We start from the raw sequence: 26,366 nt of genomic DNA, 5'->3' as shown, positions 1-26,366 counted from the left end.
TTTATTTTATAATTATTAACAAATGATGAAATGCACGGCTTAAAGCTATGATAAAAAATAAAAATATAAGATCTGCTTTCAACTAAATAATTATCAAATGACGGGACTTTAAAGAAATACAATTCAACAAAAATGCGCTAAAACTCGTTTGAACGACTGCGACAAGAGGAAACTGCATGTATAAAAATAAGCAAAAAATTGCCGTTATTGGCGCCGGCGTTATTGGCATATGTAACGCCAAAAAACTACAAGATTTAGGTTTCGAAGTAACCTTATTTGACGAACATGGTGTTGCCGAGCGTTGCTCCAAAGGCAATGCTGGGCACTTTGCGACTGAACAGGTGTTTCCTCTTGCGTGCACTTCTTTATTACCAAAACTACCCACCATGCTACTCAACCCAAACAGTGCGCTGCGAATTGACTGGTGTTATATACACAAAATCCTGCCATGGTTTTTTAGATTTATTTGCAACATGCGCAGCAGCACATATCGCGCTAACACCCAAGCGCTCAGAGCTTTAAATGAATCAGCCCTTGATGCTTTTGAAGAGCTATTAAGCCAAGAGGAATTAGATACTTTAATCACGAAAAATGGCTCTTTGCTCACCTTCGAGACAACGAAAGAACATGATATTGCTGCTACTTATCGAGCTTTCAAAGCTCAAGGCGTTGCTGTGCAATGGCTAAAGGGCGATAAATTATTTGAGCTTGAACCCAGACTAAACAAATCGATTAAAAACGCGCTGCTGTTTAATGACGTTGGGCACACGGCGAACCCACATAAACTGTGTCTACATATTTTTAATCAATTTATGCACAATGAAGGCGCATTCATTAAAAAAGCGGTTAAAAGCATCACACCTTCTGAGCAAAGCGTTGAACTCATTACCTGTGATAATCAAAAGTATGAATACGACAAAATCGTGATCAGCACGGGTGCATGGAGCAAACCGCTGGCAACTCAACTTGGCTATAACATTCCTTTGGATACCGAGCGTGGTTATCACGCAATGCTCGATGAACACAACGTTCTATCGCGTCCGGTTGCATCGGCTGAAAGACAGTTTATCATCACGCCAATGCAAAAAGGTTTACGCTTAGCTGGCACGGTGGAATTTGCAGGTATTGATGCACCAGAACGCACGCAACGTGCAACCATGCTCGTTAAACATGCCAAGCATCTCATTAATAACTTAAAAACACAGACTATCAATGAAACTTGGATGGGCTGCCGCCCTTCACTTCCTGATTCATTGCCTGTTATCGGTCAAGCCCCAAAGAATAAAAACGTATTTTTTGCTTTTGGCCACCAGCACTTAGGCTTAACTCAATCGGCAATTACTGCCAAATTGATAGGCCAACTTTGTCAAGGTGAAAAGCCTTGTCTTGATTTAACCCCTTACAGAATCGACAGATTTTAGGAGCAACTATGACTACACTCGGCATTGGTACACAATCACAACAACAAGCCCTTGATGCACTTAGTGATATGACACAGGGGGTCACCGCCATCCAGCCTGCAGAATACATGCAGCGCATTGAAAAAGCACAAACATATATGCGGCAGCACAACATTGATGCCATTTACCTAAACGCGGGCACTAACTTAAAGTATTTTACAGGTATGCAATGGTACGCAAGCGAACGTATGGTCGGTGCAATCCTGCCGGCATCTGGTCAACTTGAATTTATCGCGCCAACCTTTGAAATTGGATCTTTGCTCGATTATCAAGTTATTGAGGGACCAATTAACGATTGGCAAGAGCACCAAAGCCCATACGCTCTATTCGCCAAGGTATTGAGAAAAATGGGGATTGGAGAGCAAGCAACCATTGGTATTGATGAGAGTACCGCTTTTTTTGTTGCCGATGGTATTGCAAAAGCAGCGCCCAATTTAAAACTCATTAATGCTAAAGAGGTGACCGCACACTGTAGAATGCATAAATCAAGCAATGAGCTTGCGCTAATCCAGCGTGCAATGGACATGACACTGGAAGTGCACAAAGCCACCGCAAGCATCTTGTATGAAGGGATCACAACAACAGAAGTTGAAGCTTTCATTAACCAGGCCCATAAAAAGGTCGGAGCGCCGGGTAACTACTTTTGTATCGTGCTATTTGGTAAAGCCAGCTCTTTCCCTCATGGTGTGAAAGAGCCTCAGGTACTCAAAAAAAGCGATGTGGTATTGGTAGACACAGGCTGTAAGCTCGAAGGTTACTTATCTGACATCACCCGAACTTATGTATTCGGTGAAGCAAACGAACGACAACGTACCATGTGGCAACACGAGAAAAATGCGCAGCTCGCCGCTTTTGAGGCTGCAAAAATTGGCCAACCATGTGGGGCTGTTGATGCTGCTGCTCGTGGTTATCTTGCCTCTGCTGGCCTTGGCCCTGATTATGATCTCCCAGGTTGTCCACACCGAACGGGCCATGGCATCGGCTTAGATATTCACGAATGGCCCTATTTGGTTAAAGACAACCCAGAGCCTCTAGCGACGGGTATGTGCTTTAGCAATGAGCCAATGTTGGTTGTGCCTGATGAATTTGGTATTCGCTTAGAAGATCATTTTTACATGACGGATAGCGGGCCAAAATGGTTTACACAACCCAGTCACAGCATTGACGACCCTTTTGGATTGGCTAAATAAGGCTATTGCTTTTCAAATCCCAAAATATACAATGCATATACATTTCATATATAGGATGTATATTTTGGGTATTGTTAAAATCTCCGATGATTTGCACGAAGAATTACGCACAACTTCACAAGTCATGTCTCGCTCTATTAATTCTCAGGCAGAATTTTGGATAAAAATGGGTCGCTTGGCCGAGTTAAATCCAGATAAAACTTTTACGCAACTCATCCAAGCTGAGTTAACTCAACACATTCAACAGAGCAAACCCAATGAATGATGTGACTATCAAAACGCCCGAACAAATTGAGCTGATGCGTGAGTCTGGCCGTTTGCTTGCACAAGTATTTGTAATGCTTGATGAACTTGTAAAGCCAGGTGTTTCAACCATGGCGGTAAATGACGCCGTGGAAACTTACATTACTCATGAGCTAAATGCCCGCCCCGCTTCTAAAGGGCAATATGGTTATCAGTATGTACTCAATAGCTCGATTAATGAGGTTGTTTGCCATGGCATGCCAAGTGAGCAACACATATTAAGTGACACAGACATTGTTAACTTTGATATAACGCTTGAAAAAAACGGGTTTATCACCGACTCAAGTAAAATGTATGTAATGCCAAATGCCACAGAAGACGCTAAAAAGTTAGTGCACACGACACAAGATGCTATGTGGCAAGCGATCAAACTTGTTAAACCTGGCTCTCGACTCGGTGATATTGGCCATATCATCGCAAAACTAGCACACCAACAAGGCTACAGCGTGGTAAGAGAATACTGTGGTCACGGCATTGGAGAGCAAATGCACGAAGCGCCTAATGTACTTCACTACGGAAAACCGAACACGGGTCTAAAGTTACAAGCGGGCATGACCTTTACTATTGAGCCGATGATCAACCAAGGCACAGCCAAAATAAAAACAAAAAAAGATGGTTGGACTGTGATCACTAAGGACAAAAAGCTCTCGGCACAAACTGAGCATACTATTTTAGTCACACAAACTGGATTTGAAGTGCTCACGCTGCGCCCAGAAGAAGTACATTTGCTTACAAATTAATGCGTTGTTTGGCAGGACGCCATGCTAATGTAGCTAGGTCAACCACTAACTAATTGAGATATATCATGAACCTTTGGTTACTATGTGCCGCTATTGGTACAAGCATGGCGGCAATAATGCACTTATATTGTATTTATTGGGGACCTGACGGTTATCGCTTTTTTGGTGCAGGAGAGCAATTTGCACAACTTGCGGAACGAGGAAGTTCTACCCCCACCCTAATAACATTGGCGATCACGGCAGTTTTATCCTGTTGGGCAGTGATGGCGTTTTATGGTGCTAAAGCGATGTCAATTATACCAATAACTCGGTATTTATTGCTTGCAGTTACCAGTATTTTTCTGCTGCGAGGCACTGTTGGATTGGCGTTTATCTTTAACCCGCAAGGTCGTAGTGAACTGTTTTGGTTAGTCAGTTCACTCATTTGTTTGGCACTTGGGATGTGTTATGCCATTGGCCTGAGGCAACAGTGGCAAAATTTATAAGATAAAAAAGCCCAGCTTATGAGCCGGGCTTTGTTCGAACATACATTGCAATTAAATTAGAACTTATAGTCAAACTTCAAATAAGCTTGACGACCTAACGCGCCATGCGTTTTGTTATCAATACCCATTGATTCTGAAGGCGCAAGTGGTGCTTCCTCATTAAACAAGTTTGCCGCACCTAACGTCAGCGTTAAATCTTTGAAGCCAATATAGCTGACAGTAACGTCATATGTCGTCCACGAATCAATTTCATATTTATTGCCATCGCTGTCTTCAAGATCTTTATACGAGTCAATAAAGTTAACGTTTAGTGTTGCTAACCAATCATCTTTTGCCCAATCAACTCCAGCCGTCCAGCGATATTGTGGATGTTGATATTCGCCGTTTAAGTCTTCATTAACATTGCGAGTATTGCCTGCATCATCACTTTCAAATGATTGCTCATCAAAGTTAAGTGCATAGGTTAGATTATAGTTAAACCTAAATTCACCCATACTTTGTGTTGCTAACTCATAAGCTAAGTTAACGTCAAAACCATCTGTTTCACGACCACCGATGTTCACGAAAGTATCATTGATTCTTAGGATGCGGCCCAGCGTACTACCTTGGCTAGGTGCACGAAGAACTAGGTTTGGATCAGTTCCACAACAATCAACTAGCTTTTGTGCACCAATTTTTTTAATGAGATCTTTTTGATCATAGTTCCAGTAATCTACACCCACGCTAAACGCATCTGTCGCTTGCCATACAACCCCTAAGTTATAGTTTTCTGATTCTTCAGGTTGTAGATTCTTGTTACCCGCAACAACCGCTGTGTATTCTGTTGGTTCACAATCGACCTCAGCACCCGTTTGACGGCAGCGCTCTTTATCAATAACAGACGGAGATTCATCAGTACGACCTAGGTGAAGCTGTACGAGAGAAGGTGCTCTAAATGCAGTACCCCATGAGCCACGTACAACAAGTGAATCTACGGGTGCCCATCTGAATGCCACTTTTGGATCGGTGGTTGTACCAAAATCACTGTAATCTTCATAACGCACAGCAAGTTGTAATTCTAACGTATCTAACACTGGCACACTGAATTCTGCGAATACTGCCGTATTGTCTCGATCACCATTGGCCTGCGTTGCTTCTGTACCAAAGATTTCACCTCGGATATATTGGCTATCTGGGTTATCTTCAATTTTTTCACGGCGTGTTTCAAAACCAAATGCTGCTGATACATAACCTGAACCTAGCTCGAATAGTTCGCCAGACACAGTACCATCCACAGATTGCATTGTTGATGAACCATAACGTGTTGTTGTGGTCTCAAAATACGCGAGGCCTGCTGCGGTATTTGTGCTTGGCTCAAACGGGTTCCATAAACCCATATCGATTGCTTGCTGGGCCCGGATCTTGTTAGGGAAACCATCAAAGCCTTTCTCAACCGCACTTGAACGAATTGATGAATATGCCACTTCCCAATCCCAATCATTAAAGTTACCGCGAGCACCTAATACTGCACGATAGTACTCTGAATCAACATCTTTTTTACGGTTACCAATATCGACTGTACGGCGGCGCATTGAAATATCAACGCCGTGTAAGAAATGATCTGGATTGTTTGCCAACGGATGATTAGGGTTATCACCACTCATGGTTAATTCTGTAAAACTTGGGCTTGCCGCACCTTGGATAAATGTAGAAGCATGTTGCGCTGAAAATTCAGCAAAACCTTCAACGCCATCAGTAATTTCTTGAACACCGTTGTAATTAAAACTAACACGCTCAGTTGAAGGCACAAGGCTCATATGTGGCGCATAGTCATAACGACAAATGTCACCAATAATCATATTTTCAGGGCAAGTATCGTTACCCCATACGTCAGCAAAAATGGTTTGACGAATAGGTGTGCCATCATCAGCGGTGCCAGTTACTGGCAATCTGTTCCACTGCTCGTCTGTCAACATACCACGCACCACTTCAATGCTACCAGGGAAGCCTGAAGAACTTAACGAGTTATTACCACCTCTGAAACGCTGATCGGCCGTAGCTGTGTAATCTCGATCGCCATAAAAGACATCGCCACGCTTAAAGTAATCCAATGCGAAGTTATGCTGGCCTTTGTCTGTTGAAGTACCCCAAAGAACCGTGAAGTTTTGCTCGTCACCGCCGCCATCTGCGGTGTCTGACACTTTGCCTGATACTTCAAAACCATCGATATCATTTCGTAAAATAATATTGATTACACCTGCAACAGCATCAGAGCCATAGGTCGCTGATGCGCCATCTTTCAAGATATCAATGCGCTTCACCGATGAAACAGGGATAGTGTTTAAATCAACGAATGACGTTTCAATGTCTTTTGCAAATGGGCTAACAGCAACACGACGACCATTGATCAGCACTAACGTTGAAGACGCGCCTAAACCTCTTAATGCAACGCTCGAACCACCATTTGCAGTATCATCGCTTGAGTTACCTTGAGTACTAAAGGTACCCGTACCCGCCACTGGTAACTTCTGTAACGCACCGATTAAGTCAGTTGAACCTGTAGATGCTAAGTCCCCTGCTGAAATTGATTGAATTGGAGATGGGCCTTCCATGTCCGTGCGTTTAATGTGTGAACCTGTAACTTCAATGCGCTCAACTTTGCGTTCATCCGCTGCATTGGCGACCTGAGATTGACCAAGTAACATTGCTGCAGACAATGCACTTAATGTAAATATTGGCTTCATTGTTTCCTTTCCCCTGTTTTTATGTAAGTTATTGTTTTAATTAACCACCCTTTTTCTATCACATATTTTCTCAACAGACAATTAGACAAATTTTAACATTTATCCTTAAATAATTTCTGTTTTCACAGCAAAATAGAATCAAATTAAAATTTAAAATCAATAACTTATTTACTTTAAATTAGCAAAAATCACCACCCGACATGCAATTCTTGATTACGGAAGTGCGCAAAAATGTTACGGCTAAAATGTTACATTTAGTTTCAATAGCGTGAAATGAAAGATACTTTAAGTGCCTGTTTAACGAACAAATTTATGCCGTGGGGTCATGTTGAGAAAAAAAGGTTAACTTTTTCACAACAATAAATGCTAATGAAACTCTCTGGAATTAGGTTTTAAAGTCGCTAGCAAGTCAGTGCGATCTAACAGTCTGCCCGCGATAATGTGAATAACATTTTCAGCACGTTCTATTGTGCCCTTAATCTCTAATATTTTGGCACTCAGATAAGCCTGTTTTTGTGCTCGTGCGGTACCTGCCCAAACAATCACATTGATGTTCCCTGTATCATCTTCTAAGGTAAAAAATGTCACCCCAGCCGCAGTACTGGGCGCTTGCTTACCTGTGACTAAGCCAACGACAGTCACTAACTGTTTATCTTTAAGTTGCTCTAGTTGTGCCATACGAGTAAAACGGCCAAGCCGACCTGCCTCATCAAGCAATGTAATAGGGTGTTTATTTAGCGTAAGCCCTGTTGCTGCGTAGTCTTCTAATACATTATCTAATTCGTTGCCCTCGCCAATAGGCGCAGTCAAATCATCACTTGGCAGCACTTGCAGGCCTTGGAAAAGTGGTAACTCGCTTTCTTTGTCCATTAATTGCCAACGAGCGCCATACCTTCCTTGAGAGAAGCAAGCGAGTGCATTCGCAGAGGCTAAGCGCTCAATACATGACGCGCTTAAACCCACGGCTTTTAACTCTTCACAACTGTTATAGCCTAGTTCTGGTCGATGTTTTAACAACATATTAGATGCTGGACGACTCAGCCCTTTCACAATGCTAAGCCCTAAGCGGATAGCAAAGTACGACTGATAGGTAACTACTTGATGTTCATATTCAGAGTGATTGACGCAAACTGGTAAAACTGTCACACCATGACGTTGGGCGTCTTGACAAAGTTGTGAAGCACTATAGAAGCCCATTGGCATGCTATTGAGTAAAGCAGAATAAAAAAATGCAGGGAAGTACCGCTTAAGCCAAGCAGAGCTATACGCCAATACTGCAAAGGAAGCAGAATGACTTTCAGGAAATCCGTACTCCCCAAACCCACAGATCTGTGCAAATATTTGCTCTGCGTAGTCTTGCGAATAACCCCTATGTAGCATGCCTTTAAGCAGTTTATCTTTAAATTGCAAAAGCTCCCCTGTTTTCTTCCAGGAGGCCATAGCGCGACGAAGCTTATCCGCCTCACCACCACTAAACCCTGCTGCTACCATGGCAAGCTTAATCACCTGCTCTTGGAAAATTGGCACACCTAGCGTACGAGAAAGTACGGCTTTTACTGCTTCTGAAGGGTAACTAATAATTTGTTCGCCACTACGGCACCTTAAGAAAGGATGCACCATCCCACCTTGAATTGGGCCTGGGCGTACGATAGCTATTTGGATCACCAAGTCATAATAACAAGCAGGCTTTAACCTAGGTAACATGCTCATTTGCGCGCGAGATTCAATCTGAAATACCCCTACCGTATCGGCCTGTTGGATCATTTCATAAACCTGTGGATCATCACCTAAACGTGTGATCTCAGCGATACTAAAACGATAGTTAAAATGCGCTTCAATATAGTCAAACGACTTTCTTATCGCGCTCAGCATACCCAAAGCTAAAATATCCACTTTTAATAAAGACAAACTCTCCAAATCATCTTTGTCCCACTGGATCACAGTACGCTCAGCCATAGCCGCATTTTCCATAGGCACCAACTCGTATAAGGGCCCAGCAGAAATAACAAAACCACCAACATGCTGGGATAAATGCCTAGGAAAACCTAGAATTTCTTCCACAAGCTCAATAAATAACTGGCCCTGATATGAATTAGGCTCAACCCCTAACTCAATCAACTGTGATTGCCATGACAGCACTTTATCTCTGCGATTTACCTGCTTGATAAAATAGTCTAATTGGCTTGAGTCCATGCCAAGCGCTTTACCTACATCTCGCACTGCACTTTTAAAGCGGTATGTGATCACCGTTGCAGCCAAAGCAGCTCTCTTTCGACCATATTTTTGATAAATATATTGAATGACTTCTTCACGGCGGTGATGCTCAAAGTCAACATCAATATCTGGAGGTTCGGCGCGCTCTTGGCTTATAAAACGCTCAAAAAGTACGGAGATCTGACGAGGGTCAACTGCTGTGATCTCTAAGCAATAACACACCACAGAGTTTGCAGCTGATCCTCGGCCTTGATACAAAATCCCCTGACGCTTTGCAAACATCACCACGTCATGAATCGTCAAAAAGAAGTAAGGATAATTAAGCGATTCAATTAGCGACAGTTCCTTTTCGATGAGCGCATTAATATCATCCGGTACGCCACTGGAGAAGCGCAATTTTTTACCCTGCTCCACCAACAAGCGCAAGTAACTCATCGCACAATGACCTTTAGGCACCAACTCACTGGGGTATTCGTATTGCAAACTATCCAGATCAAAAGTACAACGCTGCGCTACTTCACAGGCCGTATTTAACCATTGTGGCTTATACAGCTTACTTAACTTCTCTTTGCTACGAAGTGCGCGTTCAGCATTAGGTAACAAATGTTCACCAGCTTCGTAAATGGAGCAATTTAAACGAATTGCGCTGAGCACATGTTGCAACCTTTGCCTATTGGCTACATGCATTAATACGCCACCGCAAGCCATAATGGCAATATCATGCAGCTGAGCTAGCGCACTACAGTGCAATATGTATTCTCTGTCATCATGTAATAAGTGCCGCTGCAGGCCAAGCCAGAGTCGTCCTTCATGGTGCTGATTTAGCCAAGAGGCCCAATGCGCATCTTGCTCATCAAATGCGGGTAACCAAATAACATAACAATGTTTAACTGACATCAAATCCCACAAAGCCAGCTCATATTTACCTTTATCAGCGCGCTTTCTAGCATTGCTGATCACTCGGCAAAGCTCCGCGTAAGCTAAGCGATTAGGGCAAATCAATACAAATTTCAAAGATTGGTGCTGAAACACGCTTCCTACAATTAACTTTAACGACAGGTTATGGTCTTTAATCGCACGATGTGCTCTCACAACTCCAGCAACAGAGCACTCATCACAAATCGCCAATGCATCGTAAGCCAAAAAGTCAGCTTGTTTGACCAATTCCTCTGGATGGGAAGCACCTTGCAAAAAAGAAAAGTTACTTTGACAAAATAATTCGGCGTAACGCATAACAAACAACAAAATACTGTATATAAAAACAGTATTGCTCATTCGTTTTCAAAGATCAATGCATGCCTTTTCAATAAGCCTTTTCACGCCCTAACCTCAAATCATTAATTTTTAACAAAATAATTGTACTGTATCGTTTTTTATGCCAAGTTGCCTCACAAGCAAATAAGAAAGTAACAATCAACAGAGTAGTAAATTATGACAGGAACAATAAAACTCTCCCCTATTGCCCTTGCATTGTTAGCAAGTACCTCAGCCATTGCACAGCAAACAGGTGAAGAAAAGATAGAAACCATCTCCGTACTCGGATCAAAGGTATCTAACCGAACGGCGACTGAGTCGACCTCTCCTATTGATATTTTGGATACCGAACAGCTAAACAAAGGCGGCTTTACCGAGCTTGGTCAAAGCTTACAATCTATTGCCCCTTCTTTTAACTTTAGCCGCACGCAGGTTTCCGATGGTTCAGATCTATTTCGCCCAGCAACATTAAGGGGCTTGCAACCGGACCAAACACTGGTGTTGATCAATGGTAAACGTCGTCATACACAAGCCATTTTTGGCTTATCTGGTACCGTTGGTGCGGGTGCTGCTGGTACAGACATGAACTCCATACCTTTAATGGCATTGAAGAACGTTGAGATTTTGAGAGATGGTGCTGCAGCGCGCTATGGTTCAGATGCTATTGCCGGGGTTATTAACTTATCTTTAAATGACAGCACAGGTGTCACAACCGGCTTTTTCCAAGCAGGCTCAACGGGTGAAGGAGATGGCGATACTTATTCATTTGGCCTAAACCGTGGTTTTGATATTGGCAATGAAGGTGGCTTCATTAACTTCTCGATGGAATACCGCGATGCAGACGGTACTAATAGAGCCGAGCGCGATACAGGCGGTTCATCAACCATCGAGCCCGGTCAATTATCAGATACAGTGCGCTGGCGTCAGGGTAATTCAGACAGTGAATTTATCTCAGTTTTTTATAATGCTGCACTACCTATAGGTAACAAAGAACTATATTCATTTGCTGGTTTTTCAAATCGCACAGCGCTTGGTAACGGCTTTTATCGTGACTTTAATCGCGCAGAGCGAAACGTACCTCAGGTATACGCAGATGGCTTTCTACCACGTATCGATAACGAGGCAGAGGATATTTCGTTTGCTGTGGGCTTCAAAGGTGAACTAAACCCTGATTGGAGCTTTGATTTGTCAACCGTTTATGGTGAAAACCAATACGACTATTCATCATCAAACACAATTAACGCCTCTTATGCAGCACAATATGTCGCAGAGAACCCAAATGCAACTGCGCAAGACATTGCCGACAATGCAGGTCCTCGTGGCGGTTACTCAGGTGGCTTTAGATTTGACCAATGGACGACTAATTTAGATATTAACGGAGTCATTGACGTTGCAGGTTCGGAACCCGTTTATCTATCGATTGGCGCTGAATATCGCAAAGAAAACTACGAAATTGTACCGGGTGAAGTTGCTTCTTATGCGTGTGGTACAGCCAATGCGAACAGTTCATTCCCTTCTGTTATCAACCCAGAAGTATTTGCCGATTGTGGCTTCCAAGCATACCAAGGTTTAAGACCTGATGCGGCCAACAAAGCAGACCGTTCAAGCCATGCTATTTATGTTGAAGCAGAAACACTCCTTAACGAAGACTGGCTGGTAAGCGCTGCCGTTCGTTATGAAGACGTGTCTAATGCAAACGATGACACTATCTGGAAGCTAGCAACTCGCTATGAGGTCACTGAAGATTTAGCTCTACGCGCTGCCGCTTCTACTGGCTTTAGAGCGCCCTCATTACAACAATCAGGTTATACGGCTTTTACAACCACTTTAGGTGACGATGGCTCGTTAGCAACCTCTTACACCGCGACCGCTGGTTCACCTTTCCCGGCCGCCCTAGGAATAGACGGACTTAAACTTGAGTCGTCAGACAACTACAACTTGGGCTTAGCTTGGGATGTCAGCAATGACCTATCGGTGACATTAGACTTCTATCAAATCAAAATTTACGATCGCATCAACTTAGGTAGTTTTATCGGTTTAAATAGTGATGAGCTAGAAAACTTCCCTGCTGCCAATACCGCGCTTAATGCAACGGGTGCGGTGCAAGGTAACTTTTTCTCTAACTCTTTAGATTCAACAACTAAAGGCGTTGATTTCATCGCATCTTACAGCTTGGAGCTGAGTGGTGGAGACCTTGATGTCACTTTTGCTGCAAACAAGAATAAAACTGAAATCGATAGAGTCAATGCACCTGCGGGTATTCCTGAAAATATTGTATTAGATGAGCAGCGCCGTTCATTCCTAACCCACGGTCAGCCTCAAGAACGTGCAACATTGACCTTCGACTATCAACGTGGAGATTGGAGTTCACTACTAAGATTTAATTATTTCGGCAAAACCGAAGTCAGCTATTTTGCTGCTAAGCACATTGAATTACCTGACTTCCTATCTCCAACCAACGATTGGCGTGACACCAGTGTGGTTGAGTCTGCTGTATTGGTGGATGTTAATGTAGGTTATCAGCTCAGTGACAATGTGAATCTTTCAATGGGCATCGATAACTTATTTGACGAAACACCTGATGAGCTAGGTGCAGATGAAGTGCTCAACTTTATCACCAACGGTGCAATGCGCTACCCACTTCGCGCCTTACCCTACGGTTTTGATGGTATGACCTACTACGCAAAGGTCACATTTAGTTTTTAACGAAACAACATTATACGGTGAAACATACGTTTCACCGTTTTTTCTTCCATTCAAAAGCCTGTAAGCTTCTGATTGAAAAATGATTGATACTCGCTTCTATCCGCGCTTCTTCAACAAATCAAATTTTCATACTTCTTTGCAACACGCATATCAGTATTGCGCCGCCAACAACATTACAAATTTGTAATTATGAGACAAGCTATGTGTCACCTATACTCTTGTCTGTTAACTTGACCATCGACAACAGGAGCAAAAAGCTTATTGTTTCGAACCAATAAGCCAAGTCATTAAAATGAAAAGTATAACTAAAAAAGCAATATTGCTCAGTTCACTGAGCTTATTTACATGTTCTTCACTCGCTAAAACGCCATTGCAAGTTGCTGGAGAAGCGACGATAGCTGCACAGTCAAACGGAAATTGGAGTGACCCTTCCATCTGGGGTGGAAAACTACCAACCGACGATGCCAGAGTACTTATTCCAGACGGCGTTACCGTGATCGTCGATGGCAAAATAAATCAAGAGTTTAAATCGATCAAAATCGATAATGGTGGAAAAATTTCCTTTGCTACCAATACAGACACTGAGCTCAGAACTGAGTATCTATTTAGCGCCAAGCACGGCATTTTAGAAATTGGCACAGCTCTCAATAAAGTGAGTGAAGCGGTCACAGCCAGCCTCGTGTTTGCAGAACGTGGCGGCACAACCAGTGAACAAGATCCACATCGTTTCGCGCCAGGCGCTGTACTGATGGGTAAAACAACCATGCATGGTGCTGACAAATCAAGTTGGCATGCACTTGCTGTACATCCTCGCACGGGCGACATGGCGCTCACGCTCAAAGCTGTGCCAGTAGGTTGGCGAGTGGGCGACAAAATTGTCATCGCTGGCACTGACCCAATCACGGATATCAGTAATACATCTCAATTTGAGAAAGATGAAGTTGTTGAGATCACACAAGTAAACGGTGATACTATTCACTTCACTCCTGCACTTGTCAGAGATCACAAAGCGCCAATAGAAGCACCGGATCTTGACGTACACGTCGCTAACTTGACCCGAAATATCATTGTCTCATCTGAAAATACCAGCGTTGAATCAATTAGTGGAGAGTTTAGAAAGCCACGTGGACACATGATGTTTATGCACACATTGGATGTGGACTTACGCTACATTGAAGCAAACAACCTAGGCCGCACTGATAAAAGTATTATCTTAGATGACTGGGATTTCTCAGACCTAGATGCAAAACAAAATACAGGCCAACCTGTTGCAAATGGATTACGCAACCCAAGAGGTCGCTATTCAATTCACTTTCATAGAGGTGGTTTAGATACCTCAGTATTCCCTGCTAGACCTATTACCCCGCTGCCAACAGCTGCACATGTTGAAGGAGCTGTAGTTAATAATGACCCCGGTTGGGCTTATGTTAACCACTCTGCCAGAGTCAACTTTGTCAAAAACGTCAGCTATGACGTTGTAGGTAGTGCATTTAGCACTGAGTCAGGTAATGAGACAGGCTCATTCATCGAAAATATTGCCATTAGAACCATTAATCCAAGTAACCCGATTATGAAAGCACCTCGGCCCCGAGAGTCTTACATAGATGGCGGCCCAACTCAGTCACTCGTTGATTTACGTGAAAATCGCCAAGATTTCGCATGGCAAGGAGATGGATTTTGGTTTCATAGCACCGGAGTGACCGTTGAAGGCAATGTCGTATCAGGCAGTACTGGGCATGCCTATGTGTACTGGACAGAGGGACTCGTGGAAAAGGGTCTTGGCATGGCCCGTGGAGATATTGATGCGCATGTTCCCGCCAGCGATTTTCCAGCACAAAACAAAGTGCTGAAAGAGTGGAAACAAACACACCCTAATTTTGTGTTAGACATTTGGTACTTGCAGCCCCGTCCTTTTAAAAATAATACGGCCTATAATTTTGCCAGAGGCGTGCAAACATACTACACCCATACCGAGTTTCACCGTAAGACCGACCCGTTAGAAACAGACCCAAACATGTGGATGAATGATTTACCAGCCAGCTACAAAGATCAGTTAAATATGGTTTTTGATGGCACCACCTTGTGGAATATTGGTCGCGTTGGATTTGAGCACAACCACAGTACCAATATCACGATACAAAACTCACGTATTGTTGGCTATGGTGCGAGAACAGGATACGAGAATTACGGAACTAATCCCTCACCCCAACATGTCAACGACGAGCCTGAAGTGGTCGGAATCGACATGGATTATTACTATAATACTCACCGCTGGTTACTTAAAGACAACATCATCGAAGGTTTTTCGGGTAAAGCGGTAGGCATGTCTCTGCCTAAAAATGCGCAAGTAACCGTTGATGGTGGCACATTTAACAACGCAGGAACAGATATTTTAATCAATGCTGCAAGTGAACATCTGGTCAATGAAGAGGGACAAGGCTTTGGAGTCGGTATGTTATCAACCGCGCCCACCAAATCAGAAGTCATGCTTAAAGGTAATTTTACTTTCAATAACCCAGCCAACAATGTTGTAATGAATGCTGAAATTATCTACGATGAAATACCGCAAAAAGCCTTTCCGATGATTGCTGGTGCCAAGATGGACCCACTCTATTTTTTTGCTCCTCAATCAGTGACCTTTGATTTCGGCCCATTTCAGCAGAGCAGTGTTTACTTTAATGAGCAAGATAGCAGCTATACCCCTATAACATCAGGGCGTACCGGCAATATGTGTGCGATTAGTGAAATGGAAGAGTGTGTTGGCAGTGAGTATGCGGATAAAACCAATCTACAACTTAAACAAGAATTTTCCCGTTCTTTTCTAGGTAGTATTACACCCGACGATGCCATGACTCACCCCATAATTTCTGGTGGTAAAATCGTCATAACCGCTGAAACAGAAAGCAACTCTAATTCGAGCAATAGTGCCAACGCTTTAAATAGTAATTCGAATGACTCGGCGTCTTCAAACCCAGCTAACGACACTGATAACCCAAGTAACGGTGGTAGCTTTAACTACTGGTTTTTGTCTTTAATGTTGCTTTATTCCACATATAAATATAGGCATTTATTTATGAGTCGCTAGCTAAATTTATTATTCACCAAAACCCGCCCTTTTAAAAAAGTTCGTGGCGGGTTCTACATATCACCAACGGTGCAATGCGCTACCCACTTCGCGCCTTAGCATACGGTTTTGACGGTATGACCTACTACGCAAAGGTCACATTTAGTTTTTAACCTAAAACTGATCTGCTTAATTTAAGTGATGTTTTTTCGGCAAGAAAACCTAACAAAGCAAACGTTAGGTTTTGCCCTTAAAAAGGATTATGTATTATTGCGGATTGATATTATGTGCAGCAGTGAAGTATGTGCTTCGCTGCTGCGTTGTGTACTCGTAGGCCAAAATGCACCTACTTGCTAATTAACAAGTTAGTACTTAAACCTGCTTGGTACAGTTTCTTTAGCGGAGTTCTGGTAACCACCAGAGCAAACTATTCCTCTATCTTCAAGTGCACAAAAGCCACCCTGATCGTAGTCAACTTTAACCGGGTTCTGTAATTCAGGTATCTCAAATGCGTTATAACGAGGATAAGGTGTATTCCATAAGAAAGCACCGCGTTCATCAATAGATACAACCGTTGATGTTCTATATGCTTTTAACCAAGTGTGCGGCTGCAGCTCAGGCATCGACATGTGAGCATGCACTCTACCCCAGCACTGAGCCCCTTCATCCCCTGATGCACATGCATAGCTATGCGAAACAACCAAGTGAGTTGGATTAGTGAACTTAGGTGTTTGCTCAACTATTGTCGGTTTATTTAGGTAACGCTTGGCACCCCAGCAATCCACACCATCATCATGTCGAATACAAGCCACAGCTTTGCCAACTTGGATATCACTGGGGTTGCGTAAATCTTTATAATTGGGTGGTGCAACAAACGTATTCGTTGTGGGCCATGCTCTCCTTGTACTGCGAGACCAACACACAATGTCACCGCTGTCTATTGTACATGCATAGTCTGCTGATAAATTAATAAATATCTTTTTAGGATCGGTGAAAGTAACCCCCGTTGGATCTGTCCAATGCGATGTTGTGCCTGTGCGTGAGATTTTAGTTTGCCAGCAGCGTACTTGCTTATCGACGATAGCACACCCTCCTTCATGATTGATTGCCACATAGTCAATATCAAAAATAGGCTCTGGAGTTGGCTGCAGGGTTTCACCGGTTTTCATATCCCAGCATAAGCTACCAGTTTTATCTGTACCGCACGCTATGCTCATACTCACCGAGACATCTATCACTTCGCTTTTTTTTTCAAAGCTCACATAATCGCTAAAGATCTCGCTTGTCTGCTGATTATATACATTGTAATAGTATCGATAATCACCTCGTGGAAAAGTCGCTGGCACATTAAGCAAAGTATTACCGTCCTCAAAACTTTCACCTGAGTTTAAAGTTAACTCAGTCGGAAAACCATCCACAAAAACTTGACCGTCCGGATAAACAACATGGCTATAGACCGTGACCAACTTTGGCTCATTCGATGTATTCGATAAAGTTTTAGTTACCTCTAATACACCGCCTTCTTTTTTTATGGATGGTGTTTGTGATTGCGCGTTAATATCTATTGCAAGGTTTGCCATCGATGAGTGTGACAGCCCTAGTATGAGCATACTTAATGCAGAAAGTGGGAATTTCATTGCGTGATTCCTTTTTGTTGAGATAAATACTGTAATTCCACCAACCCAAAATACACTTATTGGGTACAATGCAATGATACATGCTTATTTATACAAAATAATCAATTAGTTAAATAATATTTTATTTGCTATTTATCAGATCACTTATGCAGATAGATAAGTACAACTATGAAAATAAAATAAGTTAATGATAAAGGATTATGCTCATCGGTTTTATACAACTGACTATCTGTTGTTTTGATGAGCATGAGGAATGTAGCTCTAAAGGTAAAGAATTGAGGAGACTACCTTTACTGATGTAGAGAAGCTTGGGGCTTCCCTACAAAAAGTACGAACTAGCCGCAAGCGACCACATTTGAGTCGCAACGCTTAGTTGGCTCTAAGCAAGTACCACCAGCTACTTTTTTAGCAAGATCATCTGCTAAGAATTTATCATTTAGTGATTTCAAGTTCTTTTTGTTTAATTTTAGTGCTTTCATATTACATTTCCTTTTGTTAGTAATTATTTATACCTATACCAAACCATAATTATAATGTAAACAACCTTTTTGAATTACACAGAAGACTCAAGTAAAAGGCTGAAAATTAAAATATGGGAGCTCATAAGAAAACAAAAAACCAACTTAATTAACTTTGCGTAACATATTTTAAACTTAATTACTGTAAGTTCTCCGTGGAATGCAACTGCGTTCAATATAAGAATCTGAAAATAAAATTTAATTAAAGGAATATCATGAAACTTTTTACTAATGTAATAGCCCTAGCCGCGCTTTGCGCAACCTCTTTACTATCATTTGATGCTCAGGCTGGTAGATATTGTGTTTCTCGAATTGACAGCATAACAAATACACCTTCTGGTGTTGTCGTTAAAGCACACAGCCCATATTCAGGCGCAATCTACGATCCTATGGAGCTGTCTTATCAGGATCGTAACTTAGGTAGCATTTTAGAAAAACTGGCTGAAGCCTTAAATTCTAGAGAAAGAGTCAGAGTATATATTCTTGAAGAATTTGACGGTGATGACGGCAGAAACTGCACTGATGGTGTCGCTGATTATATTGGTTCAGTACACCCAGCTTAATCTAGCTTAATTTAGAAAGCGCCCATAAATAGTCGTTTGGGTGCTTTTTTAGTTACGAAATGCCTATCAAGCTCCCTACCTACCCATAAGTACAAAACCAACAACCTAATTAAGATTACAACCACCACAGTTCCTTTCGCCCCAGTCTACCTTATTCAATGCACTTAACCCCAAAGGTTAATTTACAGTTAAAAAGACAAATAATATGATAATAATTTATTTTAAAAAGTATAAAAATAGGACTTTAATGTTATTATCGGTCCAAGTGCTCAGTGCACTTTTGCAGGTGGTTTTCCATTGTTTCATAGCGAAATTTAATGTGAACCCAGCACACCTTGTATTCATACTGAATAATAAAATGAAACAAGTGCATTGAGAGGTTATTTCTAGGAGGAGCTATGAACCAGATCACTGAACTTGCTAATAAGATTGTTTCTATCATTTTTGCAAGACGTAAGTTAGTCGCCAACAAAACGGATTTATCAAATGAGTTCGACAACATCTGTGAACAAGAAACAATACATCATGTCGCTATTGTGACAAACTTAATTAAACAGCAGAAACCTATCACTATGATTCTTCCGGCCTACCCGGGTAAATCACCAAACCGTGATAAAACACTCAGCTATTTGCCTGACTTAGCAGAGATGCATTCAATTGACTTGCTCAATGAACTGTGCGAGGAAATATCAGCCATTTATTCTTTTGGTGCCAAGATCATTATATGTTCCGATGGCTATGTGTTCTCCGATTTAGTGCGCATTCCAGATGAGAATGTTAGAGCGTATACAGACGAAATCATTGCTTATTATTCAGAGCATTACCCTCAAAATTTTGACTTTTTCGATATCAAAGACGCATTTACACAATTAAAGTGCTTATCGTCTATGCGCGAAGAACTAATGATTATGTATGGTGAATCGTTGATCACGTTAACTGATAATGCCAAAACTGATCCAGCGACAAGGTCAATGTACACTGGGATAACTCGTTTTCTATTTGAAGATTATTGTGGACTCATTGAGTTCGCACACTCAAGCAAAACACAAATTCAGAAAATAGCCAAACAAACATCGTTACGCGTGATCCTACGCAGTAATGCGTGGAGCGCATTGCTTGAAGACAAGTTCCCAAATACCTTACGTTTATCTATTCACCCTCAATTTAGAATCTCCAAAAAGATAGGCATTCAATTAGGTCGCGCAGAAGACTGTTGGCGCACACCTTGGCACTCCGTCGCTGTCAAAGTAGATGGCGAAGTGCAATTAAAACGCAGAAGTTTAGTCGATGAAAACCGCTACAGATTAATATTTAACCAAGGCAAGCCATGCCATTATCTGCCTCAGCTTTTACAAGAGTCAGGGGAAGTACATGCTTAAAGCGCTGATTTTTGACTTAGATGGCACCTTAGTTGATACCCTCAGCGATATTGCCCATGCCATGGACCGCACACTTGCCTATTTTGATTTAGAGCCGCTCAATGAACCTTTGTATCGTCAGTATATTGGTGGCGGATCTCACAATATGGTCAAGCACTTGTGCCCTAAACACTTACCGCTAGACATAGTCTATGAACATTATTTGCAAGAATATCAACGGCACCTAGTGCAAAGTACCAAGCAGTACCTAGGTGTGCATCAGGCATTACATTATTTCAAAACGCTCGGGCTTAAAATTTTGGTCGTCACCAACAAGCATCAGGCGCATGCCAATGCCGTATTAAAAACCTTGTTTAGCGATATTGAATTTGATGCCATCATCGGGGCAAGCGGTCGTTTTCCCAAAAAGCCCGATCCAACTTCTACCCTAAACATTTTGGATAAATTGAACCTGTCCCCATCACAAGCGCTATTTATTGGCGATACAGCTATCGACATGGATACCGCTACTGCCGCAGGAGTTACTCCAGTATGGGTAAATTGGGGTTATGGAAGTACACATGACGTAGTCCACCTACCCGTTATTGAGATCTCTGAAGTAAAACAACTTATCAATCTAGTGAATAAAAAATTAAAAAGGAATGACCATGTCGGAGTTTGACATCGCTAATAATAAACAACCAATAATGCAAGAAAAAACCAAGTTATACGAAACATTACTCAATTTGATTGAGCACTACTTAGTTCGCACTGAAAACGATAAATTTGTCTCTGAAGGACGAACTTTATTGGCTACTCAGCTTGCATATTTTATAGAAAAGTCGTTGCCTATAGAAATGATTTTACCGGGCTTTCCATGTAAGTCTCCAAATCAAAAAGATAAGTCATTTTCTGTAATGCCCGATTATGGCGAGGTTATCGCAATAGAACGCTTAGACAGACTTTGTGTGCAAATTAAGCAAGTTTACCAACCGGGTTGTAAACTCACTATTTTGAGTGACGGCACCACCTTTAACGATATTGTGCAGGTCAGTGATGAGCAAAAAGACGCTTACAAACATGCTTTGCGTCAGCTCACAGTGACTGAGCATATTCTATGGGCAGATTTGCACTCGCTTATAGACAAGCAAAGCGACTCACTTTACCCAGAAAAATTACGTAAGCAATTGGTATCTCAATTGGGGTTAGGTCATAACGCATTTGATAAGTTTGTAAAAGAAGTACAAAACAATCAGTCGCTTTCAAGTACCCACGATAAATTGTGTAGTTACTTGTACCATGACATTAATCTTGAACCTATGGGCGAGGCAGATAGAGATCAGTACTTACAGTCTATTTGCGATAAAGCTTATACCATGATGTTTAGAGGTAAAGCACTTTCATTTGGTATAGAAAAAGCGTTTCCAAAGCATATCCGTTTGTCTGTTCATCAGTATGACAATGCTGGGCCAAAATTTACTTTTTCTCTAGCGCAACATCAGCAACAAAGCCTTTCTCCTTGGCACACTGTTCCCCTTCGCCGTTTATCTGGTGAGTATGTTCAGTTACCTCACGCCATAGCGCGAGAGTCTCATGTTGTTCCAGTGTACTATCAAGGTCATCGATGGCTGTATTTAGAAGTAAATGACAAACATATACAGCAATTTGATTTTGAACTTATAAAAGCACCGAGAATTGGTTTACAGATCACAAAAAACGCAGATGCTTGCTATAAACAATTATCAGCCAAGTTTTTACAAAGCCTATCTCAAGAATTTGGTTTTGTTGTTTTGAAACATGCAAACTTGCATGAACCACAAGACCTCGTGAAATTCTGCAAGCCATATGGGCAGTTATACCATTGGAGCTTTGGGCCTGTAAAAGTGGTAAAACCGGAAGAAAACCCTACCGGCTATGTCATGTCTACCGAAAAAACACCGCTTCATTGGGATTTAAGTATGCTGCCAGCCAATACCCCTGAAGTGGTCGCCAATCCAAGATTTACTGCTCATACCTTTATGCTATATTGCAAAGCGCCACCAGCGAAAGAGGAAGGACAAACCTTGCTTGTTGACAGTCGCTGCGCGTTAAAAATAGCTGGCCAAGATAAAGTTGCGCAATGGCGAGAGCTGGATGTCACTTACAACACAAAAATGACCTACTACGGGGGCTCACCTCATACCTATCCGTTAGTTTATACTCATCCAGTCACAGGCGAAGATATATTCCGCTATCAGGAAGGCTCTGACTTAGCAATGCAAACGTTTACGCTCAGCAATCCAAATATGCCAAAAGCCACCTTTGAAAAAGCTATCCAAGAAGCCCATGAAATCGCATATGACCCTCGTTGTTTAGTAAAACACGAATGGCAAGCGGGAGATTTAGTGATCATTGATAACTACTATACACTGCATGGCCGTGCAGCCATGAGTAACGCGTCCATGCAACGTGAACTGTGGCGAGTACAAGTTTACTAGATTTATAATCCAGCGCTTAGAGCTAACATGCTAAGCGCTTTAGGTTGTTCTTTAGTTCAGACTTTATCACTCACCACATCCAACAAAAAACTTAATACAACATAAATACTTATGTACTGGGCTATAACACCCGATTAAAACCCCTGTACCGAATTTACCACAAATGGTGATATAATTACGCAAACTTTTATCAATATGAAAAAGCTGATTATGCGTTTATGGATTTTTTCACTTATTGCAAGTGCATCATTGTTTTTAAGTAGTTGTGGTTCGAATGAATTCGTTCTTATGAAAGAAACTAAGCTTGATAAAGCAGAAATGAATGGCATGCGTTACTACCGTAAAGGAGAGTACGAGAAAGCTTTTAATTTATTAAAAGAACCTGCAATTTGAGGCTATAAAGGCTCCCAATATGTACTCGCATTTATGTTTTTAAAAGGTCAATATGTTGAGCAATCCACCGTTATTGGAATGGGCTGGCTTGGAACTGCCAAAGAAGCAGATGTCAAAGATTGGAATGAGCAGTTCAAAACTTTTTACAATGCGGCACCGGATGATTTAAAAATCAAAATCGACAAAAAAGTAGCTCAATACATTGAGCAGTATGGTTTAAAAGCACAAAACGTCACGTGTAAGAAATCGTTAAATACTTCAACCAAACGGGTTGATGTAAAATGTCATCACTATGCTGGGATTGGTAAACTGTATGATATTGAACTAACAGAGTAGTTTCTCACTTCATGTGTAAAAGCAAATGAATTAAAGCCGGCAATATACATTTGCCCGCAACACGCCGTAGTAAAAATTTAGAAATATTTCTTCCTGATAACTTAGCAAACTCCCTCTTATTAGTCGCTAATTCACTGCCTAACGAATTAAATTGAAAGATACTTTTACTCTACACGGTCATTAAGTAAACCAGTATAAATAAAGGTACTTTTATGCATCGTAGAACCTTCTTATCTCATTTAGCATTGAGCGGGGTATGCTTGGCAACTGCTTCGTGCACATTTCCATCTCTGCTCTCTTCCAAACAGAGTCAACCAGTTTGGCTGCGTAGAAAAGACATGCCACGTGCTATGCAGGAAATATACCCCACCGTTTTTAAGGGTAAAGTTTGTGTTGCAGGCGGATTACAAGCCAGTGATGAGCCCAATGCGCCATTTGGTCATTTAGCGCCTACCAGCGATCTTCACATTTATGATCCAAGCCAAAATTCTTGGCATAAAGGAGCAGCATTACCGCAAGCAAGACATCACCTCGGTCTTGTTGCCAGTCAAAACAGACTTTACGGAATCGGTGGTTTTTATGCGGACAAACAAAACCCATGGCAAGTACAGGCCAGTGTGTTTGAAAGTGATGAGAAGCTGAGCAAGTGGTCAGAAACGGCGCCCTTACCTACCCCTCAAGCAGAATCTATTTATGCAAATATCAATAACAAAATTCATGTAGTTGGCGGCAGAACGCTCAATACTTATAACAAGCTCATGGATACTTGTGCCCACTGGATTTATGACAATGGTCAGTGGTTTCAAGGCGCTCCACTTGATGAGCCCCGTAATTCAGCCGCGTCCGTTGTGCATAATGGTTTAATTTACATCTTAGGTGGACGCCAATTTGATAACAACAACCAAAATCTAAATATGGTTCAATGCTACGACCCTAAAGAAGATCGCTGGCGAACGCTCTCCCCTATGCCATTTGCCAGCGCAGGCCTTGCTTGCACATACCTCAACGGGCAAATCTACGCCTTTGGTGGTGAACAGTATATTTACCAGCAGTCCTCGCAAGGTAACAAGCTAGTAGAGGCAAAGGCTTTTGATCTGATCTGGCGCTATGACTTAAATAACGATATATGGCGAACTGAATCGTTTCGTATGTCTTCTACTCGGCATGGTTTAGGTGCCATTACTTTAAATGGGCAGATTTACTTAATGGGAGGCGCAGTTCATGCGGGTGGCGCGGGTACGTTAAACTATTTGGAGCAACTATTATTTTAGCTGCCATTCATAATTAGATACGACGAGGTCTGTAGGTAATATTTTCCCTGATTTGCTTCTTCCCTTGAAAAACCACCTTAGAAGCGCACTTGTGACAATTTTAAGGTCTACGAGCGAAAAAACGGTTAGTATTGGCTTTTATGAATGAATAAATAAACTTATTCTTTACTCTCTGGCTATATATTGGTAAATGGTCCACTCTAACCTTTTTGCTTTAGTAACAACCGACAGACTGAAAATAGCCATCTTCAAACTCGGTTGAATGCAAAAGGCGTCCAGCTTGCTAATAAAGAATGCCCAAACTAGGCTTATATGACTTACTAGTTGGGAGTTTATGAATGACTCAAACTCAACTTTTTCTTGGTGTGTCTGTTTTTGTCAATTTGGCAAGTGCTCTTATCCATCATTGCCAAGCTAAAGAGCCTAACCCATTTGAAGCTGACTTATTTGAGCTATCGGTTCAAGAGCTCCAAACACTTGAGCTCCCAGGCCCTGGTAGTATTGAAATTGATGGTTTTGGCTCTGTGGTTTTCGGACAAACCTTACAGTCTGACGAAGTCTTCACCGCTGATTGGTTTGATGTCGGGCAATACAAAAATGAGCTCTCTTTTAAAACCGAGTCAATATTAGCCATACAAAGCAAGCTTTACATTAGTGAACAGCTGCATCTCATCACTCAATTAGTCGCAAAGGGCGTTGACGATTTTAAACCTGAGTTTGATTGGTATTACTTAAACTACGATGCGTCTGAAAATTGGTCTATGAAGTTAGGTCGTCGAGCGCTGCCTATGTATTATTTTTCTGAATATGCTGAGGTTGGCTATGCTTATCCTTGGATCAGACCACCTGCAAATTTATATTGGTGGCAGGTTAATTTTTTCGATGGAGCGCATGTTAGTTACAGCTTTTCTTCACATGGTTTATACCATAATATCTCCGCTTTTTACGGTCATGAACGAGATGATAAGAATAAAGAACTAAGTGCCTTATATTCAACCGTTCGTGTGCCTCCTCAATATACTGAAACCAAATTTCAACATGTTTCTGAGCATTGGAATAATATTACAGGGCTAAACTGGGTAGTTGTTGGCGACTCATTTGATCTGCGCTTTGTTCATTTTAAAACAGACTTGAATCGCGTGTATTACAATGGGGATATTGTGTCAGCCAGCATTGCCAATGGTGCGGCATATACCAATGGTCGTTATCGGTTTTTTGGTTTAGGTGGCAGTTACTGGCTCGATAATTTCACTTTTTATTTTGACTATAATTTTGTAGAAGTCGATTTTTCTTTTGAAGTGAATGAACCGTCTGAATACCATAATAAATATCCCACTCTACTGCTCACGTTTACTTACACATTTGACCAATGGCAGCCATACATTTCAATTTCTCAAGCAGATCAAATTGACACACGTAATGATAGGTGGGCGCTCCCAGCGCAGGGAGAAGATGATTACGAACAGCATATTTTAACGAGTATAGGCCTGCGATACACTTTGACGAGCAGTACAGCGTTAAAGATCCAATATGACAATTTTAACGACCAAGGATATGCACCAGCGTTTTGGAATTTTCACGGTGACTCATCAACAGTCAGTATCGGCATAGACTTTATTTTTTAGCAGCTAGCTGGGAGAAAAAACAACTAAAAGATAAGCATAAATGAAAATA

Annotated in this window: 19 protein-coding genes; 15 read left to right on the top strand and 4 right to left on the bottom strand. The window is 41.8% G+C overall.

Going from position 1 to position 26,366, the window contains the following annotated elements:
* The first annotated feature begins 176 nt into the window (after positions 1 to 176).
* The 5 genes from ACW689_RS10725 to ACW689_RS10705 all read left to right on the top strand — a co-directional run bounded on the left by ACW689_RS10725 (position 177) and on the right by ACW689_RS10705 (position 4,178).
* The gene (locus ACW689_RS10725) at positions 177 to 1,421 is read left to right on the top strand and encodes an NAD(P)/FAD-dependent oxidoreductase (protein ID WP_476291146.1); all 1,245 of its coding nucleotides are present in this window, start codon (positions 177 to 179) and stop codon (positions 1,419 to 1,421) included.
* A gap of 8 nt (positions 1,422 to 1,429) precedes the next feature.
* Positions 1,430 to 2,650, top strand: a complete 1,221-nt coding sequence (locus ACW689_RS10720; RefSeq protein ID WP_476291144.1) for a M24 family metallopeptidase — start codon at positions 1,430 to 1,432, stop codon at positions 2,648 to 2,650.
* Positions 2,651 to 2,714: 64 nt separating this feature from the next.
* Entirely contained in the window at positions 2,715 to 2,915 is a 201-nt protein-coding gene (locus ACW689_RS10715; protein WP_476291142.1) for a ParD-like family protein, read from the top strand.
* Positions 2,908 to 3,693, top strand: coding sequence for a type I methionyl aminopeptidase (gene map, locus ACW689_RS10710; protein ID WP_476291140.1), 786 nt, complete (start codon positions 2,908 to 2,910; stop codon positions 3,691 to 3,693). The genes ACW689_RS10715 and map overlap by 8 nt, the downstream gene beginning before the upstream one ends.
* Positions 3,694 to 3,758: 65 nt before the next feature.
* Positions 3,759 to 4,178 (top strand): hypothetical protein, encoded by a 420-nt coding sequence (locus tag ACW689_RS10705; protein ID WP_476291138.1) that lies wholly within the window; start codon positions 3,759 to 3,761, stop codon positions 4,176 to 4,178.
* A 56-nt stretch (positions 4,179 to 4,234) separates the two neighbouring features.
* Here the strand turns inward: ACW689_RS10705 and ACW689_RS10700 are convergent, their stop codons facing one another.
* Positions 4,235 to 6,901 (bottom strand): TonB-dependent receptor plug domain-containing protein, encoded by a 2,667-nt coding sequence (locus tag ACW689_RS10700; RefSeq protein WP_476291136.1) that lies wholly within the window; start codon positions 6,899 to 6,901, stop codon positions 4,235 to 4,237.
* A 366-nt stretch (positions 6,902 to 7,267) separates the two neighbouring features.
* Positions 7,268 to 10,348, bottom strand: a complete 3,081-nt coding sequence (locus ACW689_RS10695; protein WP_476291330.1) for an error-prone DNA polymerase — start codon at positions 10,346 to 10,348, stop codon at positions 7,268 to 7,270.
* Between the two features lie 198 nt (positions 10,349 to 10,546).
* Here ACW689_RS10695 and ACW689_RS10690 point away from each other — a divergent pair, with 198 nt between their 5' ends.
* Entirely contained in the window at positions 10,547 to 13,075 is a 2,529-nt protein-coding gene (locus ACW689_RS10690; RefSeq protein ID WP_476291134.1) for a TonB-dependent receptor plug domain-containing protein, read from the top strand.
* Between the two features lie 292 nt (positions 13,076 to 13,367).
* Positions 13,368 to 16,160 carry a G8 domain-containing protein gene (locus ACW689_RS10685; RefSeq protein ID WP_476291132.1) on the top strand — a complete coding sequence of 931 codons (2,793 nt, stop codon included), beginning with the start codon at positions 13,368 to 13,370 and terminating at the stop codon, positions 16,158 to 16,160.
* Between the two features lie 344 nt (positions 16,161 to 16,504).
* On the opposite strand, the gene ACW689_RS10680 is transcribed toward ACW689_RS10685, so the two are convergent.
* A complete protein-coding gene (locus ACW689_RS10680; protein WP_476291130.1) occupies positions 16,505 to 17,776 on the bottom strand; it encodes an RCC1 domain-containing protein in 1,272 nt (423 codons plus the stop codon).
* Positions 17,777 to 18,111: 335 nt separating this feature from the next.
* Complete coding sequence (locus ACW689_RS10675; RefSeq protein ID WP_476291128.1) at positions 18,112 to 18,255, bottom strand: hypothetical protein; 144 nt, start codon at positions 18,253 to 18,255, stop codon at positions 18,112 to 18,114.
* A gap of 254 nt (positions 18,256 to 18,509) precedes the next feature.
* Here ACW689_RS10675 and ACW689_RS10670 point away from each other — a divergent pair, with 254 nt between their 5' ends.
* The 8 genes from ACW689_RS10670 (at position 18,510) to ACW689_RS10635 (ending at position 26,317) form a co-directional block, all read left to right on the top strand.
* The gene (locus ACW689_RS10670; protein WP_476291126.1) at positions 18,510 to 18,857 is read left to right on the top strand and encodes a hypothetical protein; all 348 of its coding nucleotides are present in this window, start codon (positions 18,510 to 18,512) and stop codon (positions 18,855 to 18,857) included.
* Between the two features lie 398 nt (positions 18,858 to 19,255).
* A complete protein-coding gene (locus tag ACW689_RS10665) occupies positions 19,256 to 20,236 on the top strand; it encodes an L-tyrosine/L-tryptophan isonitrile synthase family protein (protein WP_476291124.1) in 981 nt (326 codons plus the stop codon).
* On the top strand, positions 20,229 to 20,897 hold the full coding sequence (locus ACW689_RS10660) for an HAD family hydrolase (RefSeq protein ID WP_476291122.1): 669 nt from the start codon (positions 20,229 to 20,231) through the stop codon (positions 20,895 to 20,897). Before ACW689_RS10665 ends, ACW689_RS10660 begins: the two co-directional genes overlap by 8 nt.
* Positions 20,884 to 22,692 (top strand): isocyanide synthase family protein, encoded by a 1,809-nt coding sequence (locus tag ACW689_RS10655; RefSeq protein WP_476291120.1) that lies wholly within the window; start codon positions 20,884 to 20,886, stop codon positions 22,690 to 22,692. The genes ACW689_RS10660 and ACW689_RS10655 overlap by 14 nt, the downstream gene beginning before the upstream one ends.
* Before the next feature lie 210 nt (positions 22,693 to 22,902).
* Positions 22,903 to 23,085: a hypothetical protein gene (locus ACW689_RS10650; RefSeq protein ID WP_476291118.1), complete on the top strand. Its 183-nt coding sequence runs from the start codon at positions 22,903 to 22,905 to the stop codon at positions 23,083 to 23,085.
* A gap of 33 nt (positions 23,086 to 23,118) precedes the next feature.
* Entirely contained in the window at positions 23,119 to 23,421 is a 303-nt protein-coding gene (locus ACW689_RS10645; RefSeq protein ID WP_476291116.1) for a hypothetical protein, read from the top strand.
* A gap of 212 nt (positions 23,422 to 23,633) precedes the next feature.
* Positions 23,634 to 24,692, top strand: a complete 1,059-nt coding sequence (locus tag ACW689_RS10640) for a Kelch repeat-containing protein (RefSeq protein ID WP_476291114.1) — start codon at positions 23,634 to 23,636, stop codon at positions 24,690 to 24,692.
* Positions 24,693 to 25,030: 338 nt separating this feature from the next.
* Positions 25,031 to 26,317 (top strand): hypothetical protein, encoded by a 1,287-nt coding sequence (locus tag ACW689_RS10635; RefSeq protein ID WP_476291112.1) that lies wholly within the window; start codon positions 25,031 to 25,033, stop codon positions 26,315 to 26,317.
* Positions 26,318 to 26,366 lie beyond the last annotated feature (49 nt).

The sequence above is a fragment of the Pseudoalteromonas sp. ABE4_541 genome (assembly GCF_056312285.1).
The sequence above is the reverse complement of the archived record's forward strand: the minus strand, read 5'-3'. Positions and strand labels throughout refer to the sequence as shown.

Bases quoted from the DNA above. Each gene is read 5' to 3' on its own strand.
- ACW689_RS10725 (WP_476291146.1), top strand. From the start codon at position 177: ATGTATAAAAATAAGCAAAAAATTGCCGTTATTGGCGCCGGCGTTATT.
- ACW689_RS10720 (WP_476291144.1), top strand. From the start codon at position 1,430: ATGACTACACTCGGCATTGGTACACAATCACAACAACAAGCCCTTGAT.
- map (WP_476291140.1), top strand. From the start codon at position 2,908: ATGAATGATGTGACTATCAAAACGCCCGAACAAATTGAGCTGATGCGT.
- ACW689_RS10705 (WP_476291138.1), top strand. From the start codon at position 3,759: ATGAACCTTTGGTTACTATGTGCCGCTATTGGTACAAGCATGGCGGCA.
- ACW689_RS10700 (WP_476291136.1), bottom strand. From the start codon at position 6,901: ATGAAGCCAATATTTACATTAAGTGCATTGTCTGCAGCAATGTTACTT.
- ACW689_RS10695 (WP_476291330.1), bottom strand. From the start codon at position 10,348: ATGCGTTACGCCGAATTATTTTGTCAAAGTAACTTTTCTTTTTTGCAA.
- ACW689_RS10690 (WP_476291134.1), top strand. From the start codon at position 10,547: ATGACAGGAACAATAAAACTCTCCCCTATTGCCCTTGCATTGTTAGCA.
- ACW689_RS10685 (WP_476291132.1), top strand. From the start codon at position 13,368: ATGAAAAGTATAACTAAAAAAGCAATATTGCTCAGTTCACTGAGCTTA.
- ACW689_RS10680 (WP_476291130.1), bottom strand. From the start codon at position 17,776: ATGAAATTCCCACTTTCTGCATTAAGTATGCTCATACTAGGGCTGTCA.
- ACW689_RS10675 (WP_476291128.1), bottom strand. From the start codon at position 18,255: ATGAAAGCACTAAAATTAAACAAAAAGAACTTGAAATCACTAAATGAT.
- ACW689_RS10670 (WP_476291126.1), top strand. From the start codon at position 18,510: ATGAAACTTTTTACTAATGTAATAGCCCTAGCCGCGCTTTGCGCAACC.
- ACW689_RS10665 (WP_476291124.1), top strand. From the start codon at position 19,256: ATGAACCAGATCACTGAACTTGCTAATAAGATTGTTTCTATCATTTTT.
- ACW689_RS10660 (WP_476291122.1), top strand. From the start codon at position 20,229: ATGCTTAAAGCGCTGATTTTTGACTTAGATGGCACCTTAGTTGATACC.
- ACW689_RS10655 (WP_476291120.1), top strand. From the start codon at position 20,884: ATGTCGGAGTTTGACATCGCTAATAATAAACAACCAATAATGCAAGAA.
- ACW689_RS10650 (WP_476291118.1), top strand. From the start codon at position 22,903: ATGCGTTTATGGATTTTTTCACTTATTGCAAGTGCATCATTGTTTTTA.
- ACW689_RS10645 (WP_476291116.1), top strand. From the start codon at position 23,119: ATGTTTTTAAAAGGTCAATATGTTGAGCAATCCACCGTTATTGGAATG.
- ACW689_RS10640 (WP_476291114.1), top strand. From the start codon at position 23,634: ATGCATCGTAGAACCTTCTTATCTCATTTAGCATTGAGCGGGGTATGC.
- ACW689_RS10635 (WP_476291112.1), top strand. From the start codon at position 25,031: ATGACTCAAACTCAACTTTTTCTTGGTGTGTCTGTTTTTGTCAATTTG.